Raw genomic sequence first — 15,124 nt, forward strand, 5'->3', positions numbered from 1 at the left:
TTCCCGGCGTTTTTTCGCTGCTTGATGTTAAATGCGCTGCGGCGGCGATATCTTTTTTGCTGTTTTCTGCTGTATATTGCATTTTTAAGCCTGTTATTGCGGAGTCGAAGCATGCACAAAGCGGCGCGACAGCGTTATTTGTTGGATCTGCTCAGCGAGCGCGGGCAGGCGGCGGTGGCCGATCTGGCCGGCGCCATCGGGGTTTCCGTCGATACCGTGCGCCGCGACCTGGCCGATCTGGCGCGCCAGGGGCTGGCGCAAAAGAATCACGGCGGGGCGATAGCGCTGGATCCGCCGGAGATGAAGCGGCAGGCGCGCGAGGCGCTGCTGCCGGAAACCAAGCGGCGCCTTGGCCGCGCGGTGGCGGCGCAGATCCCGCCGGGCAGCACGCTGATGCTGGACGCCGGCAGTACACTGCTGGCGGTGGCGCGTGAACTGCGCGGCCCGGCGACGGTGATCACCGCTTCGCTGGACATCGCCCAGTGCCTGAGCGACCGGCCAGAGATTCAGCTTATCCTGCTGGGCGGGCAGTGGGACGCGCGCCAGCGTTTGTTCGCCGGCAGCGCCACGCTGTCGCTGTTGGAACGCTACCGCGCGGATATCGCCTTGCTGGGGGTCTGTGCGGTGCACGCTCAGCTGGGGCTCAGCGCCAGCGAAGAGGCCGATGCCGCGGTAAAACGCGCCATGCTGGCCGCCAGCGGTCAGCACTGGCTGGTGACCGACCATATGAAGCTGGATCGCTGCGAGCCGCACCGGGTAGCCGAACTGTCGCAGATCCAACGCATCTTTACCGATCGTCCATGGGACAGCCTGGACGACCAATTGCCGATTGAACTTTGTGTCGTCGCCGACGACCGCTAGAGGAGAACCATGATGAATGATAACGCCGCGCCGCTGCAGGTGGCGCTGATAGGTTACGGCTTTGTCGGCAAGGCTTTTCATGCGCCGCTGATCAACGCGGTGCCGGGGCTGGAACTGAGCGTGGTGTCGTCGCGCGACGCCGACAAGGTGCACGCCGACCTGCCGCAGGTGCAGGTGATCGCCGATCCGCTGGAGGCGATCCGCCATCCGCAGGTGGATCTGGTGGTTATCGCCTCGCCGAACGCCACCCATGCGCCGCTGGCCAAAGCGGCATTGGCGGCGGGCAAAGACGTGGTGGTGGATAAGCCGTTTACCCTGGATCTGGCCGAAGCGCGCGAGCTGATCGCCCTGGCGGAAAAACACGGCCGGCTGTTGTCGGTATTCCAGAACCGCCGCTGGGACAGCGATTATCTCGGCGTCAAGCAGGTGATCGAGCAGGGGCTGATTGGCCAGGTATCGCATTTCGAGTCCCATATCGACCGCTATCGCCCGCAAGTGCGGGTGCGCTGGCGCGAGCAGAATCTGCCGGGCAGCGGGCTGTGGTTCGATCTGGGCCCGCACATGGTCGATCAGGCGCTGCAGCTGTTCGGGTTGCCGCTCAGCGTTCAGGCCAATATCGCCACGCTGCGCGCCAACGCCGAAGTCAACGACTGGGCGCACGTGATCCTGAATTATCCGTCGCATAAGGTGATCCTGCACGGCAGCATGCTGGTCGCCGGCGGCGTATCGCGCTTTACGGTGCATGGCGATCAGGGCAGCGTGGTCAAGGCACGGGCCGACGGCCAGGAAAGCCAGCTGCTGGCCGGGGTGATCCCGGGATCGGCCGGCTGGGGCAAAGACGACGACGCGCTGAGCCTGTTCGTCGGCACCGAGCCGGTGCGCACGCTGCCGACGCCGGACGGCGACCAGCGCCAATATTATATTCGGCTGCGCGACGCGCTGCGCGGCGACGGGGCCAACCCGGTCACCGCTTTGCAGGCGTTGGCGGTCATGGCGGTGCTGGAGGCGGCCGAAACGGCGGCGCGCACCGGCGCGACCGAAACCTTGCCGCTCACCGCCGCGGAAATCGCCGCCTGGTAATACGCCGCGCGCGTTTGGCATGGCGCCGCATGCATTGATTAACTGCATCCCGTGCGTCTTCCGCCATACCGCCTCCTGACATAGGCTGCAGACAGCGTATTTCAGGAGGCACCATCATGTCGTTAAACTCTTCTCCGCGGGCGATCCGCGGCATTCTCGCCAGCCTTTCCCTCAGCATGCTGCTGTCTTCGCTCGGCATCAGCATCGCCAACGTCGCGCTGCCCGCGCTGGCGCTGGCGTTCGACGCCTCGTTTCAGGCGGTGCAGTGGGTGATCCTCAGCTACCTGTTGACCGTCACTACCGCGGTGATCGGCGTCGGTTATCTGGGGGACCGGATGAACCGCCGGCGGCTGTTGCTGGCCGGCATCGCCTTGTTCACCTGCGCTTCGCTGCTGGGCGCGCTGGCGCCGAATCTTTGGCTGCTGCTGGCGGCGCGGGTGGCGCAGGGGTTGGGCGCGGCGGCGATGATGTCGATCGCCATGACGCTGGCGGGCGAGACGCTGGGAACGGAAAAAACCGGCCGGGCGATGGGGCTGCTCGGCACCATGTCGGCGGTGGGCACCGCGCTGGGGCCGTCGCTCGGCGGGGCGTTAATCGGCGTTTTCGGCTGGCGGGCGATATTCCTGCTCAACGTTCCGCTGGGGCTGCTGGCCTGGCTGTTAAGCCGGCGCTTTTTGCCCAACCTGCGGCGGGCGGAAAAACCGGCGGATTTCGACGGCGCCGGCGCCGCGCTGCTGGGGTCGCCTTGCTCTGTTACTCGCTGGCGATGACGCTCGGGCGCGGTCATTTTGGCCCGCTCAACCTGGCGCTGTTGGCGGCCGCCGCGCTGGCGGGGGCATTGTTGGTCGGCGTGGAGCGGCGGGCGGCGTCTCCCCTGATCGCGCCGGCGATGTTACGCCACCCGGCGCTGGCGGCGGGGCTGGCGAGCAGCGCGCTGGTGATGACGGTGATGACCACCACGCTGGTTGTCGGTCCTTTCTACCTGTCGCGGGGTATCGGGTTGAGCGCGATGCAGGTCGGGCTGGCGATGGCGGCGGGCCCGGCGATGGCCATTCTGACCGGCGTGCCCGCCGGTTATCTGGTGGACCGCTGGGGCGCGCAGCGCATCGCGGTTATCGGTCTGGCGGCGCTGACCTGCGGCGTCGGCATGCTGTCGATGACCGCCGCCAGGCAGGGGATTTGGGGCTATATCGCGCCGCTGTGTCTGCTCACCACCGGCTACGCGCTGTTTCAGGTGGCCAACAATACGGCGCTGATGAAAGAACTGTTTCCGCAGCGGCGCGGGGCGATCGCCGGGATGCTCAATCTGGCGCGCAATCTGGGGGCATTACCGGCGCCTCGGCGATGGGCGCGCTGTTTGTGCTGGCGTGCGGCGGCAGTGACATCAACGCCGCCGAAGCGGCGGCGGTTGCCGGCGGCATGCGCGTTACCTACGGCGCGGCGGCGCTGCTGGCGCTGGCCGCGTTGGGCATTACCCTCGGCGGCCGGGCGCTGATGACGCGTTATTCGGCGGCCAGATCGCCGCGATAAACCAGGTGAACCTTGTTGCCGTCGGGATCGCGCAGGTAGGCGCCAAAATAGCCTTTGCCGTAGTGCGGGCGTTCGCCGGGCTCGCCTTCGCTGCCGCCGCCCGCCTGCATTCCGGCGGCGTAGGCTTGCCGCACCTGCTGCTCATCGGCCGCGAGAAACGCCACCATGCTGCCGTTGCCCGCGCTGGCCGGCCGGCGATCAAACGGCTGATAGGCATAGAAACGGGGCAAGGTCTGGCCGGGAATAATCCAGCAGCGGGCCGCGGGCCCGTCATCCGGCGTCACTTCGCGCTGCCGCAGCCCCAGCGGCAGCAAGATGGCGTCGTAAAATGCGGCTGCAGCGTCCAAATCGCTGACGCCAACGGTAATGTGGCTGAACATCCTGATCCCTCTCGGTCATGGTGTAGTGATGACAACATTAGCAGCATTCCTGATATGTCGCCGGCTAGTCGTTCGGGCGATGCGCATCCCATACCGACAGCAGGCGGGTTACCGCATCGTCCAGCGCCTGGTGGCTGACGCCGTCGCGGGCCAGGGTGGAAACGCCGAGCAGGAAACTGTCGAAAACGGTCGCCAGCACGGCGGGCTGAACGTCGGCCGCCAGTTCGCCGGCGGCGATGCCGCGTTCGACGCAGAATATAAAACCGTTCAGCGTGCGCCGGCGCGAGTCCGCCAGCGGCTGCAGCACCGCGGCGTCCTCTGCGCCGCCGGCCATCACCCCCAGCGCCACCATGCAGCCCTTGGGATGATCCGCTCCGCACTGCATGTTGACCGACCGCCGCAGCGAAATTTCAATCGCCCGGCGCGGCGGCAGCGATTCATCCCACAGCGCGTCGTTGACCCGGCCGTGGCTGTCGAGGTAGCAGGCTACCGCTTCGCGGAACAGCGCTTCTTTGGAACCAAAGGCCGCGTAGAAACTGGGTGCGGTGATGCCGCCGCCGATATGCGCCTTAAGCTGAGCCAGCGAGGTGGATTCGTAGCCATGCTGCCAGAAAAGGTGCAGCGCCTGTCGTACCGCTTCATCGCGGTCGAACCGGCGTGGGCGTCCCATTTGTGCCATAGCGGCCTCCCAATATTTATACCGATCGCTATAAATGTGATTGACAGCCTGATGCCGTCTGCTTAGCATTATTATACCAATCGATATATAAATCAATTGGCCCGTAACGGCCGCGTCAGGGGGGGATTTATCCGATGCGGCTTAAATTTACCCATATTTATACCGATCGGTATATAAAGAGGCGCCATGAGCCAGACTTCCCCTTGTTGTGACCCGTTATCGCCGCCGCGTGAAGACGCGCATTTCCCGCTGGCGGCGCTGTTGGCGCTGGCCATGACCGGTTTCATCTGCATCGCGACCGAGACGCTGCCCGCCGGCTTGCTGCCGCAAATTGCGCCGGGTCTGCAGGTATCGCCGGCGCTGGCCGGCCAGATGGTGACGGCCTATGCGTTGGGATCCTTGCTGGCGGCGATCCCGTTGACGCTCGCCACCCAGGGCTGGCGGCGCCGCAACGTGCTGTTGTTGACCATCGCCGGCTTTCTGATTTTCAACTCGATTACCGCCTGGTCTTCCAGCTTTGCCCTGACGCTGCTGGCGCGTTTTTTGGCCGGCGCATCGGCGGGGCTGGCCTGGAGCCTGTTGGCCGGTTACGCCCGCCGCATGGTAGCGCCGCCGCAGCAGGGCAAAGCGATGGCGGTGGCGATGGTCGGCACGCCGGTAGCGCTTTCCCTTGGCGTGCCGCTCGGCACCTGGTTGGGGGCGGCCATCGGCTGGCGCGCGGCGTTCGGCGCCATGTCGCTGCTGTCGGTGATATTAATGGCGTGGGTGGTGCTGAAGGTGCCGGACTACCCGGGGCAAGCCGGCGCCAGGCGCCTGCCGCTGCGCCGCGTCTGGCGCACGCCCGGCGTGCGGCCGGTGCTGGCGGTGGTGATGTGCTGGATGCTGGCGCATAACCTGCTGTATACCTATGTCGCGCCCCTGGTGGCCCCGGCCGGGTTGAGCGCCGATGTCGACGCGGTGCTGCTGGTGTTTGGCCTGGCGGCGCTGGGCGGCATCTGGCTGACCGGGCGCACCGTCGACGGTCATCTGCGCCGGTCGGTGTTGCTGAGCCTCGGCGTTTTCGCCGCCGCCACGCTGCTGCTGGGGTTATCCCTGCGCTCGCCGCAGCTGGTATGGGGAGCGGTCGCCTTCTGGGGCCTGAGCTTCGGCGGCGCGGCCACGCTGTTGCAGACTGCGCTGGCGGACAGCGCCGGCGAAGGCGCAGACGCGGCGTTGTCGATGAACGTGGTTATCTGGAATGGCGCGATAGCCGCGGGTGGCATGCTGGGCGGCCTGCTGCTGGGGCATTTCGGCGTGCTGTCGTTCCCCTGGGCGGCGCTGGCGATGGCGCTGATCGGGTTGGGGATCGCTTATTCGGCCAGCCGCCACGGTTTCCCGCGGGGGAAGCGCTCGCCGGCTGGGTAAACAGTCAGGCGTTGTCGACGCGCGGATTGGCGCGCGTCGGCTGGCTGGGGTAATCCACCTGATGTTTTTGCAGGTAATCGCGGATCAGCTGGCGGACCACCTGGGAGGGCGTGACATCCTGCTGCAGGCACAGTTCTTCCAGGGCTTTTTTCTTGTCCGGGTCGATCAGTATGGTCAGCCGCGCCGTTTTCTTTTCCATCAGGGTCCTCCAGAGAATGATAATTAAATGATAATACCACGTGACCGAATCGGCCAACCGCGCTGCATTGCCGGTGCTCAGTTGAAATGCAGCCGTTCTATTTTGCGCGACAGGTAGCCCAGATCGCAGCCGAAGATTTCCCCGCTGGCGCGCGCCAGCTCGCGCAGTTGGCTCAGCGGCAAGGTGACGCGCGCCGGCGACGCGTAAATGATCACGTTGCCGCTCGGTGCGACGCAGAACAGCACGCTGTCAAAAACCCGATGCAGACTGTGATACAGCAGGGTATCGGCATGGGGCACTTCATGATAGTTCAACACCAGCCAGCCGCCATCGTTCAGTCGGGCGGCGCAGTTCTCCAGAAAACTCTGGCTGCCCTGCTGAGGATCCATGGCGAAGGCCGAGTAGAGATCGGAAAAAATCAGGTCATAGCGCCGCCCATGCGCGGTGCGCACAAACTCCACCGCATCGGCGGTGTGCAGCGCGACGGCATCGGCGCCGGGCAGGGTAAAGTAACGTTCGGCGACCGACACCACCGCGGCGCGCAGCTCGACCACCTCCAGCCGCATATGCGCATCGCTGGCGTGCAGCGCGCGCACCAGGCTGCCGCCGCCCAGGCCGAGGATCAACGCCGACGCCGGCGGCTGCCAGGCGACCGCCATCAGCATCGCCTTGATGTAGTTGTGGATCGGCAGCGCCGGATTGCTGAGGCTCATTTTGCTCTGCTCGCAGATGCCGTCGAAACGCAGCGTGCGGTAGTCTTTGTGGTCAGAGACGATAATCTCGCCGCAGGCGTCTTCCAGGCGGGCGATCACCTGGCCGCGCGGCGAGAAATCGAGGGTGCTGAGTAAGCTGTCAACCAGAGACATGGTTTTGCTGTGGCTCCTGTGGGTCTATTTGCGGGCGCACATAAAATCTGCGCAGCAGATCCGGCGGCCATCAACGGTGGCCAGCCCGCGGAAGCGCGCGATCGCGCCGCGCTTGCGCACGAAGGTCACCGCCAGATGGGCCCGATCGCCGGGGCGCGCGGCCCGATAAAACCGCGCCCGCTGAATGGCGGCAAAGTAATAGTGCTCTCCTTCCTGCAGCGCGCCGAGGAAATAATGCGCCAGCAGGCCGGTGCTCTGCGCCAGCGCTTCGACCATCAATACCCCCGGAAAGGCACCGCCGGCAGGCCAAAGCGCCGGATCGTTGGCGGTGACGTTTTTGATGGCGCTCAGGCGTCCTTCTGCGACGCAGGTGCCTGCGGCCAGCACGCGATCGACCAACAGACAGGGGTACCGATGAGGCAGGATAGATTGAATATCCTGAAATTGCAGTGGGTTACCATTCAGCGGCATGGGTGATTCCGGTCCTGTCAGCGGAGCGACGCCGGCCAGGCTGGCGGCATCAGTCTAAGTGGAGTGTAATAACATTATAATAAAATTATCATTGAATGTGCCAGATGAAAAAGCGATGCGGCGAGAAGGCGAGGTGAAAGTCACCCGGCGACGGCCGGGTGCGGGAAGGGGTCAGGGTTTGGAACGGGTGACCTTGTCCAGGTAGCCCATGACGAAGGCGGAAAGCACGAAGGTGAGGTGGATGATCACGTACCACATCAGCTTGTTGTCCGGCACGTTTTTGGCGTCCATAAACACCCGCAGCAGGTGAATGGAGGAGATGGCGACGATGGAGGCCGCCACTTTGTTTTTCAGCGAGGTGGCGTCCATTTTCCCCAGCCAGCTCAGCTTCTCTTTCCCTTCGTTGATATCCAGTTGCGAGACGAAGTTCTCGTAACCCGAGAACATCACCATCACCAGCAGGCCGCCAACCAACGCCATGTCGACCAGCGACAGCAGGGTCAGGATCAGATCCGCTTCGGCCACCGCGAAGATATTGGGCAGGACGTGGAGAATTTCCTGAAAGAATTTGATCGACAGGGCGATCAACGCCAGCGACAGGCCGAAATAGACCGGGGCGAGCAGCCAGCGTGAGGCGTACATCGCGTTTTCTATCAAACGTTCCATAGTTATCTGAGTTTGTTACCAAAGGGCCCACAGTATAGCTCAGATGGGCCGGGAGAAATCAACCGGCATGAAGGGGAAAGGGCGCGCCGAGGGAGGGCGGCGTTGCGCACAGGGATACGGCAATTAAGGGTTAAATAAAGCGAGCGGAATAATAAAGCTATTTATTTAATTCATTAATGGCCCGAATTAACGAATATACTGGTGCGTCAATTGACTATTTCGGCACTACGGCGGTGCATTATGGCTGGGAATATTTAACGAATTTATTAATGGCCATTTAATTATAATTAAATATTAATATAACTAATTGATATCTGGCTTGTTTATTTCCCCTGTCGTCGGGGTGGCATGATTGCTGCTTCCTGAGTTTCTGCGGCTATCGCCGCACGACGTCAAAAATACGATAAAGCGCCAATCGCATCGGCTCCGCCGCTGCGGCGCGGTAATGACATTCGCACTCGGGGAGAAATAAATAATGACGGTACTGACCGAATCGCTGCAGGCGAGCAAATACGGCAAATGGACCCAGCTGTTGCTCGGGTTGATTTGCATGGCTTCAATATCGAGCCCGCAATATGTCTGGACGCTGCTGACCGGGCCGCTGACGGCGAAATTGGGCGTGGGGTTGCCTGAACTGCAGGTGACGTTCTCGTTGCTGATTATTCTGCAAACCTTTTTTTCGCCGTTCCAGGGCAAACTGATCGATCGCTTCGGCCCGCGCCGGCTGATTTCCCTCGGCACGCTGCTGGCCGGGCTCAGCTGGGTGCTGTCATCGCAGGTCAACGGTTTGCTGGCGCTGTATGTGGTCTACGGCTGTTTGGGCGGCCTGGGCACCGGCATCGTGTACGTCGGCATCGTCGGGCTGATGGTGAAATGGTTCCCCGACAATCGCGGTTTCGCCGCCGGGGCGGTCGCGGCGGGCTACGGCATGGGGGCGATCCTGACCACATTCCCCATTTCCCTCTCATTGGGCAGCTACGGCGTGGAGCAGACGATGATGGTCTTCGGCGGCGCGTTTGCGTTGGTCGGGTTGCTGGCGAGCCAGGGGCTGAGGGTGCCGGCCAATGCCGCTTCGCTGCCCGGCAGCGTCAGGCTCGAACAGGGCAAGCGACAGTTCGCCTCGCGGGAAATGTTGCGGCAGCCGCTATTCTGGCTGATGTTCCTGATGATGGCGATGATGTCCACGTCCGGGCTGATGGTGACCTCGCAAATGGCGGTGTTCGCCCATGACTTCGGCATCAGCGGCGCGGTGGTGTTCGGCATGGCGGCGCTGCCGCTGGCGCTGACCATCGACAGATTTACCAACGGGCTGACGCGGCCGCTGTTTGGCTTTATCTCCGACCGCTATGGGCGGGAAAAGACCATGTTCATCGCCTTCGCGCTGGAAGGCTGCGCAATGACGCTGTGGCTGATGTGCCGTGAGGATCCGCTGCTGTTTGTGCTGTTGTCCGGCGTGGTGTTCTTCGGCTGGGGGGAAATCTTCTCGCTGTTCCCCTCGACGCTGACCGACACCTTCGGCAGCCAAAATGCGACCGCCAACTACGGCTGGCTGTATATGTCGCAGGGCATAGGTTCGATTTTCGGCGGCCCTCTGGCGGCGCTGCTGTATCAGCACACTCAGGGTTGGCATGTGGTCTTCGGCTGCGCGATTGCGCTGGACTTTATCACCGCAGGATTGGCGCTGTGGGTGCTGAAACCCTGGCGCTCCCGCTTCATGCGCGCTCAGCAGCCGAATTGAAATCCTCCCCGGCGCCGCGCCGGGGAGAGGTTCAGGCCCCCGGCCGCTAAGCGGGCTCAATGCTTGGCGCTTTTGCCGTCGTTATGGCCGAGCGAGCGATCGGGAAAGCAGTGGTCGCGCAGGCGCTGTTTCAGCTGCGCCGCATCGGGAAAGCCGCCGTCTATTTTTCGATCCCAGATCATCACGCCGCCGACGCTGATTTGGTACACCCCGCCGGTGCCGGGCATCAGCGTGACGGAGGCGAGATCGTCACCGAAGGTGCTGAGCAGCTCTTGCGCCATCCAGCCGGCGCGCAGCAGCCAGTTGCATTGTGAACAGTAATGAATGGTAACGGCAGGGGCGGTTTTCATCGTAGGGTCGCCGGCAAATTAACGTTGCCGCTATCATCGGATGCCGCACCCGTCTTTGTCAATTGGCCGCTCTGTGGGTTGCCCCTCAAGGAAACGACAAAATCTTTCATATTTAATTATTTGTTTTTACATAAAAATACCCGATTTGCCCTCTGGTGACTCAGTCACTACAGTTACAGGTGACCTTTTCATTTCAGCTGAGGAAACCACCATGAAAGCTGCCGTAGTGACCAAAAACCATACCGTGGACATTCAGGACAAACAGCTTCGCCCGCTGAAGCACGGCGAAGCGGCGCTGAGGATGGAGTGCTGCGGGGTGTGCCATACCGATCTGCACGTTAAAAATGGCGATTTTGGCGAAGTTCCCGGCATTACGCTCGGCCATGAAGGCATTGGGGTGGTCAGCGCGGTCGGTGACGGCGTCACCTCGTTGAAGGTTGGCGACAGAGCCAGCGTCGCCTGGTTCTATCAGGGCTGCGGCCACTGCGAATACTGCGTCAGCGGCAACGAGACGCTGTGCCGCGCGGTCAAAAACGCCGGCTACAGCGTAGACGGCGGCATGGCGGAAGAGTGCATCGTGGTGGCGGACTACGCGGTAAAAGTGCCGGACGGCCTGGACTCGTTCGCCGCCAGCAGCATCACCTGCGCCGGGGTGACCACCTACAAGGCGGTGAAGATTTCCGGCATCCAGCCAGGCCAGTGGATCGCCATCTACGGCCTCGGCGGCTTGGGCAACCTGGCGCTGCAGTACGCCAGGAACGTGTTCAACGCCAAGGTGATCGCCATTGACGTCAACGACGGCCAGTTGGACTTCGCCAAAGAAATCGGCGCGGACCTGACCATCAATCCGCAGCACCAAAACGCCGAAGAAATTATCCAGCGGCAGGTGGGCGGCGCCCATGCCGCGGTCGTTACCGCGGTGGCCAAATCGGCCTTCAACTCGGCGGTGAATGCGGTGCGCGCCGGCGGTAAAGTGGTGGCCGTGGGGCTGCCGCCGGAGAACATGGATCTGAGCATTCCGCGTTTGGTGCTGGACGGCATTCAGGTGGTCGGCTCGCTGGTGGGCACCCGCGAAGATCTGAAAGAGGCGTTCCAGTTCGCCGCCGAAGGCAAGGTGACGCCGAAGGTCACCAAGCGTCCGTTGGGCGACATCAACGACATCTTCGAAGAAATGAAGTCGGGGAAAATCCGCGGCCGCATGGTGATCGACCTGTCCGCGTAACTGCGGCCGCCGCCAACGAAGGGCCACCGCCAGCGGTGGCCCTTCGTCGATCAGAACAGCCCCAGCGGCTTGGCGTCGTAACTCACCAGCAGGTTTTTCACCTGTTGATAATGCGACAGCGCCGCCTTGTGGGTCTCGCGCCCGATGCCGGAGTTTTTGTATCCGCCGAACGCGGCGTGCGCCGGGTACAGGTGGTAGCAGTTGGTCCAGACGCGGCCGGCCTTGATGGCGCGGCCCATGCGATAGGCGCGGTTGATGTCGCGGGTCCACAGCCCGGCTCCCAGCCCAAACTCAGTGTCGTTGGCCAACGCCAGCGCTTCGGCCTCGTCCTTGAAGCTGGCCACGCCGATCACCGGTCCGAAAATCTCTTCACGGAAGAAACGCATGCTGTTGTTGCCGGTAATCAGCGTCGGCTGCAGGTAGAAACCGTTTTGCAGTTCATCGCCCTGGGTCACGCGTTCGCCGCCGGCGACGATCTTGCCGCCTTCGTTTTTGGCGATGTCGATGTAGGACAGGATCTTGTCGTACTGCTGTTTCGAGGCCTGAGCGCCGATCATGGTGTCGGTGTCAAAGGGGTCGCCCTGGCGAATGGTGGCGATGCGCGCCAGCACTTTCTCGATAAACTGCGGGTAAATGGATTCCTGGATCAGCGCGCGCGAAGGGCAGGTGCAGACTTCGCCCTGGTTGAAGAAGCCCAGCACCAGCCCTTCAACCGCTTTGTCGATAAACTCCGGTTCGGCTTGCATGATGTCTTCAAAGTAGATGTTGGGCGATTTGCCGCCCAGTTCGACGGTGCTGGGAATGATGTTCTCCGCCGCACAGGCGAGGATGCGCCGGCCTATCGGGGTGGAACCGGTAAAGGCGATTTTCGCGATGCGTTTGCTGCGTGCCAGGGCCTCGCCGGCTTCGGCGCCGAACCCCTGCACCACGTTGAGCACGCCCGGCGGCAGCAGATCGCCGATTTCCTCCATCAGCACGCTGATGCCGAGCGGGGTTTGCTCCGCCGGTTTCAACACCACGCAGTTGCCGCCCGCCAGCGCCGGCGCCAGCTTCCAGGCGGCCATCAGCAGCGGGAAGTTCCAGGGGATGATCTGGCCGACCACGCCCAGCGGTTCATAGATATGGTAGGCCACGGTGTTCTGATCAATCTCGGCCGCGCTGCCTTCCTGCGCGCGCAGGCAGCCGGCGAAGTAGCGGAAGTGATCGACCGCCAGCGGCAGATCGGCATTCAGGGTTTCGCGGATCGGTTTGCCGTTGTCCCAGGTTTCCGTCAGCGCCAGCATTTCCAGCCGCGACTCGATGCGATCGGCGATGGCCAGCAGCAGGTTGGCGCGTTCCTGCACGCTGGTTTTGCCCCAGGCGTCGGCCGCCGCATGCGCCGCATCCAGCGCCAGCTCGATATCTTTGGCGTCCGAACGCGGGAACTCGGCGATCGGTTGGCCGGTCACCGGGGAGGTGTTGGTGAAGTAGTTGCCGGCAACCGGTTCGACAAATTTGCCGCCAATGTAATTGCCATAACGCTTTTTGAAGGAAACCAGCGAGCCAGGCAAACCGGGATGGACATATTTCATGTTGTGCACCTCTCTGCAGAAGATAACCGACGCTATTGGGCTGCGCCTGCGAATGCGACATGTCGCCGCAGTGAGTCATAAGCATTCCCTATGCCAGATTGATTTCACCTATCTCTTCATTTCAGCAAATGCTTTAATATCAATCGATTGATTTGTCGTTAAAATAGTTTCGTTACCTCGCCGTTCCGATCCGCCAGGCCCGGCGGTTATTTTTTGTGTCCCGTGTCGCAACACCTGATACACGGTCGTGATACAAACTTGCAACATTCTTATTCGGTGGAGAAGCGCATGTTGCAGAAAGAGCGAGCGGCCCGCCCGGGCCAGGCTTCGGCCGGTGATAACCGGCTTCTCCCGAGCCCGCTGAACGAATCCTGGCAGCGCAGCCGGCGTTACGGCCTGACGCGCGCCGACGACCACATCCCCTTTATCAAGCCGGCCTTGCTCAGCGAGCTGCGCGGTGAAAACGCCTGGGTGCCGCAGCTGGCGCGGCCGTTCATCGAGCAACTGGGATCGGAAATCAACCGCCAGCCGTCGATCGTCGTGATCTCCGACGCCGCCGGGCTGGTGCTGGAAACCTGCGGCAATACGGACTTTTTGCATCGGGCGTCGCGTTTCGCTCTGGCGCCCGGCAACCTGTGGGGCGAGCAGGTGCGGGGCACCAACGCCATCGGCACCGCGCTGGCGCTCGGCGAGTTTTGCGAGGTGAACGGCGACCAGCACTTTCTCAAGCAGAATGCCGGGCTTTACTGCACCGCGGCGCCGATTTACCGCCCCGACGGCCTGATTGCCGGCGTGCTGGATATTTCGGCGCCGGCGCAAAATCCTTATCGCGATGCGCGAGCGCTGGTCCTGCAGGCGGTCAGGCATATCGAGCACCGCTGGGTGAAAAGCCTGGTCTCCGCGCACGACTGGACGCTCAGCCTGCATGCCGACGCCCGCAGCCTCGGCAGCGCGCAGGAATTGTTGCTGGTGTTCCGCGATGAGGTGCTGATCGCCGCCAACCGGCTCGCCATGCGGGAATTCAACCTGTCGCCGGCGTCGTTCGGCGCCACCGGCTTCGCCAGCCTGTTTCCGCTGCTGCCCCGGCAGCCGTCCGGTGCGCCGCGCCGGACGCAGGCCTGCAACGACCGCCATTACTACTCGCTGCTGGAAGCGCCGCCGCGCGGTTCAGTCGCCGTCGGCGCGCGCGCGCAGCCGGCGGAAAAACAGGATCAACAGCATCAGAAAGCGCTGCGCATCCTCAACGCCGGGCTGGCGCTGTGCATCACCGGCGAGACCGGCTGCGGCAAAGAGCACTTTAGCCGTCGGCTGTACCGGGAAAGCCGCTGGAGCCGCGGCAACTTCGTGGCGATCAACTGCGCGGCGCTGCCGGAACAGCTGATCGAATCCGAACTGTTCGGCTATGCGCCGGGCGCATTTACCGGCGCCAACCCCAAAGGCTATCTCGGCAAAATCAGGGAGGCCGACGGCGGCGTACTGTTCCTCGATGAAATTGGCGATATGCCGTTGACGTTGCAAACCCGGCTGCTGCGGGTGCTGCAGGAAAAAACGGTGACGCCGCTGGGTAGCCGCAGCGCCTATGCCGTCGATTTCTCGCTGATCTGCGCCACCCACCACGATCTTGCCCAGCGGGTGCAGGCGGGGGCGTTTCGTGAGGATCTGCTGTACCGCATTCAGGAATACAGCCTGAACGTCGCGCCGCTCCGGGAGCGGGCGGAACCGCAGCGCTTCATTCTGCAGCTGTGGCGAGAGCTGGGCGGCGAGCGGCGCGGCATTCGTTTGTCGCCCGAGGCGTTGGCCCTGATGGCGCGCTACCCGTGGCCGGGCAACGTGCGCCAGCTGCTGAGCACCCTGAAGGTGCTGCTGGCGCTGGCCGATGACCGCGGCGTCATCACCCCCGACGATCTGCCGCCGGCGATAACCGCGCCGCCGAAACCGGCGCCGGGCGCGCCGGACCTGCAGGAGGCGATCAGGAAGGCCGACGGCAACCTGAGTTTGGCGGCGAAGGCGCTCGGCATTTCGCGCAGCACGCTGTACCGCAGGATGGATAAACGACGCCTGGCGGCCCCGAACGGCTAAAACCGCCGCCCGGGCGGTTTTAGCCTGG

General features: G+C 63.1%; 14 protein-coding genes and 1 pseudogene. 7 read left to right on the forward strand and 8 right to left on the reverse strand.

All coding sequences use genetic code 11. The features are described from left to right. Nucleotides 1-111: 111 nt before the first annotated feature. From D7I37_RS19930 to D7I37_RS19940, 3 genes and pseudogenes are all read left to right on the forward strand, one after another. Nucleotides 112-861, forward strand: a complete 750-nt coding sequence (locus D7I37_RS19930) for a DeoR/GlpR family DNA-binding transcription regulator (RefSeq protein ID WP_095097487.1) — start codon at nucleotides 112-114, stop codon at nucleotides 859-861. Between the two features lie 12 nt (nucleotides 862-873). Continuing rightward, entirely contained in the window at nucleotides 874-1,941 is a 1,068-nt protein-coding gene (locus D7I37_RS19935) for an oxidoreductase (RefSeq protein WP_129544799.1), read from the forward strand. Between the two features lie 116 nt (nucleotides 1,942-2,057). Beyond that, nucleotides 2,058-3,471: pseudogene (locus tag D7I37_RS19940) on the forward strand (MFS transporter). Here D7I37_RS19940 and D7I37_RS19945 read toward each other — a convergent pair. Further along, on the reverse strand, nucleotides 3,444-3,851 hold the full coding sequence (locus tag D7I37_RS19945; protein WP_061795332.1) for a VOC family protein: 408 nt from the start codon (nucleotides 3,849-3,851) through the stop codon (nucleotides 3,444-3,446). The pseudogene D7I37_RS19940 and the gene D7I37_RS19945 overlap by 28 nt on opposite strands. A gap of 64 nt (nucleotides 3,852-3,915) precedes the next feature. Then, nucleotides 3,916-4,530 (reverse strand): TetR/AcrR family transcriptional regulator, encoded by a 615-nt coding sequence (locus D7I37_RS19950; protein WP_061795331.1) that lies wholly within the window; start codon nucleotides 4,528-4,530, stop codon nucleotides 3,916-3,918. Nucleotides 4,531-4,716: 186 nt separating this feature from the next. Here D7I37_RS19950 and D7I37_RS19955 point away from each other — a divergent pair, with 186 nt between their 5' ends. After that, nucleotides 4,717-5,934: an MFS transporter gene (locus D7I37_RS19955; protein ID WP_061795330.1), complete on the forward strand. Its 1,218-nt coding sequence runs from the start codon at nucleotides 4,717-4,719 to the stop codon at nucleotides 5,932-5,934. Between the two features lie 4 nt (nucleotides 5,935-5,938). Here the strand turns inward: D7I37_RS19955 and D7I37_RS19960 are convergent, their stop codons facing one another. The 4 genes from D7I37_RS19960 to D7I37_RS19975 form a co-directional block, all read right to left on the reverse strand. Next, nucleotides 5,939-6,133: a ribbon-helix-helix protein, CopG family gene (locus D7I37_RS19960; protein ID WP_061795329.1), complete on the reverse strand. Its 195-nt coding sequence runs from the start codon at nucleotides 6,131-6,133 to the stop codon at nucleotides 5,939-5,941. A 77-nt stretch (nucleotides 6,134-6,210) separates the two neighbouring features. Then, nucleotides 6,211-6,999 carry a spermidine synthase gene (locus D7I37_RS19965; protein ID WP_095097496.1) on the reverse strand — a complete coding sequence of 263 codons (789 nt, stop codon included), beginning with the start codon at nucleotides 6,997-6,999 and terminating at the stop codon, nucleotides 6,211-6,213. Nucleotides 7,000-7,023: 24 nt separating this feature from the next. Then, nucleotides 7,024-7,470, reverse strand: a complete 447-nt coding sequence (fabZ, locus tag D7I37_RS19970; RefSeq protein WP_129544216.1) for a 3-hydroxyacyl-ACP dehydratase FabZ — start codon at nucleotides 7,468-7,470, stop codon at nucleotides 7,024-7,026. Between the two features lie 171 nt (nucleotides 7,471-7,641). Next, nucleotides 7,642-8,136 carry a TIGR00645 family protein gene (locus D7I37_RS19975; protein WP_061795326.1) on the reverse strand — a complete coding sequence of 165 codons (495 nt, stop codon included), beginning with the start codon at nucleotides 8,134-8,136 and terminating at the stop codon, nucleotides 7,642-7,644. Between the two features lie 475 nt (nucleotides 8,137-8,611). Here D7I37_RS19975 and oxlT point away from each other — a divergent pair, with 475 nt between their 5' ends. After that, complete coding sequence (gene oxlT / locus D7I37_RS19980) at nucleotides 8,612-9,874, forward strand: oxalate/formate MFS antiporter (protein ID WP_095097502.1); 1,263 nt, start codon at nucleotides 8,612-8,614, stop codon at nucleotides 9,872-9,874. 56 nt (nucleotides 9,875-9,930) lie between these two features. Here the strand turns inward: oxlT and D7I37_RS19985 are convergent, their stop codons facing one another. Next, complete coding sequence (locus tag D7I37_RS19985; protein WP_061795324.1) at nucleotides 9,931-10,224, reverse strand: SelT/SelW/SelH family protein; 294 nt, start codon at nucleotides 10,222-10,224, stop codon at nucleotides 9,931-9,933. Nucleotides 10,225-10,435: 211 nt separating this feature from the next. Here D7I37_RS19985 and adhP point away from each other — a divergent pair, with 211 nt between their 5' ends. After that, entirely contained in the window at nucleotides 10,436-11,446 is a 1,011-nt protein-coding gene (adhP, locus tag D7I37_RS19990; RefSeq protein WP_061795323.1) for an alcohol dehydrogenase AdhP, read from the forward strand. Nucleotides 11,447-11,496: 50 nt separating this feature from the next. Here the strand turns inward: adhP and D7I37_RS19995 are convergent, their stop codons facing one another. Then, nucleotides 11,497-13,017 carry an aldehyde dehydrogenase family protein gene (locus tag D7I37_RS19995; RefSeq protein ID WP_061795322.1) on the reverse strand — a complete coding sequence of 507 codons (1,521 nt, stop codon included), beginning with the start codon at nucleotides 13,015-13,017 and terminating at the stop codon, nucleotides 11,497-11,499. Between the two features lie 288 nt (nucleotides 13,018-13,305). Here D7I37_RS19995 and D7I37_RS20000 point away from each other — a divergent pair, with 288 nt between their 5' ends. Continuing rightward, nucleotides 13,306-15,096: a sigma-54-dependent Fis family transcriptional regulator gene (locus D7I37_RS20000; RefSeq protein WP_129544217.1), complete on the forward strand. Its 1,791-nt coding sequence runs from the start codon at nucleotides 13,306-13,308 to the stop codon at nucleotides 15,094-15,096. Nucleotides 15,097-15,124 lie beyond the last annotated feature (28 nt).

The organism is Serratia sp. 1D1416 (assembly GCF_003641105.1).
Taxonomy (GTDB): domain Bacteria; phylum Pseudomonadota; class Gammaproteobacteria; order Enterobacterales; family Enterobacteriaceae; genus Serratia; species Serratia ficaria.

Excerpts from the sequence above, each read along its gene's own strand:
- D7I37_RS19930 (WP_095097487.1), top strand. The coding sequence starts at position 112 with ATGCACAAAGCGGCGCGACAGCGTTATTTGTTGGATCTGCTCAGCGAG.
- D7I37_RS19935 (WP_129544799.1), top strand. The coding sequence starts at position 874 with ATGAATGATAACGCCGCGCCGCTGCAGGTGGCGCTGATAGGTTACGGC.
- D7I37_RS19945 (WP_061795332.1), bottom strand. The coding sequence starts at position 3,851 with ATGTTCAGCCACATTACCGTTGGCGTCAGCGATTTGGACGCTGCAGCC.
- D7I37_RS19950 (WP_061795331.1), bottom strand. The coding sequence starts at position 4,530 with ATGGCACAAATGGGACGCCCACGCCGGTTCGACCGCGATGAAGCGGTA.
- D7I37_RS19955 (WP_061795330.1), top strand. The coding sequence starts at position 4,717 with ATGAGCCAGACTTCCCCTTGTTGTGACCCGTTATCGCCGCCGCGTGAA.
- D7I37_RS19960 (WP_061795329.1), bottom strand. The coding sequence starts at position 6,133 with ATGGAAAAGAAAACGGCGCGGCTGACCATACTGATCGACCCGGACAAG.
- D7I37_RS19965 (WP_095097496.1), bottom strand. The coding sequence starts at position 6,999 with ATGTCTCTGGTTGACAGCTTACTCAGCACCCTCGATTTCTCGCCGCGC.
- fabZ (WP_129544216.1), bottom strand. The coding sequence starts at position 7,470 with ATGCCGCTGAATGGTAACCCACTGCAATTTCAGGATATTCAATCTATC.
- D7I37_RS19975 (WP_061795326.1), bottom strand. The coding sequence starts at position 8,136 with ATGGAACGTTTGATAGAAAACGCGATGTACGCCTCACGCTGGCTGCTC.
- oxlT (WP_095097502.1), top strand. The coding sequence starts at position 8,612 with ATGACGGTACTGACCGAATCGCTGCAGGCGAGCAAATACGGCAAATGG.
- D7I37_RS19985 (WP_061795324.1), bottom strand. The coding sequence starts at position 10,224 with ATGAAAACCGCCCCTGCCGTTACCATTCATTACTGTTCACAATGCAAC.
- adhP (WP_061795323.1), top strand. The coding sequence starts at position 10,436 with ATGAAAGCTGCCGTAGTGACCAAAAACCATACCGTGGACATTCAGGAC.
- D7I37_RS19995 (WP_061795322.1), bottom strand. The coding sequence starts at position 13,017 with ATGAAATATGTCCATCCCGGTTTGCCTGGCTCGCTGGTTTCCTTCAAA.
- D7I37_RS20000 (WP_129544217.1), top strand. The coding sequence starts at position 13,306 with ATGTTGCAGAAAGAGCGAGCGGCCCGCCCGGGCCAGGCTTCGGCCGGT.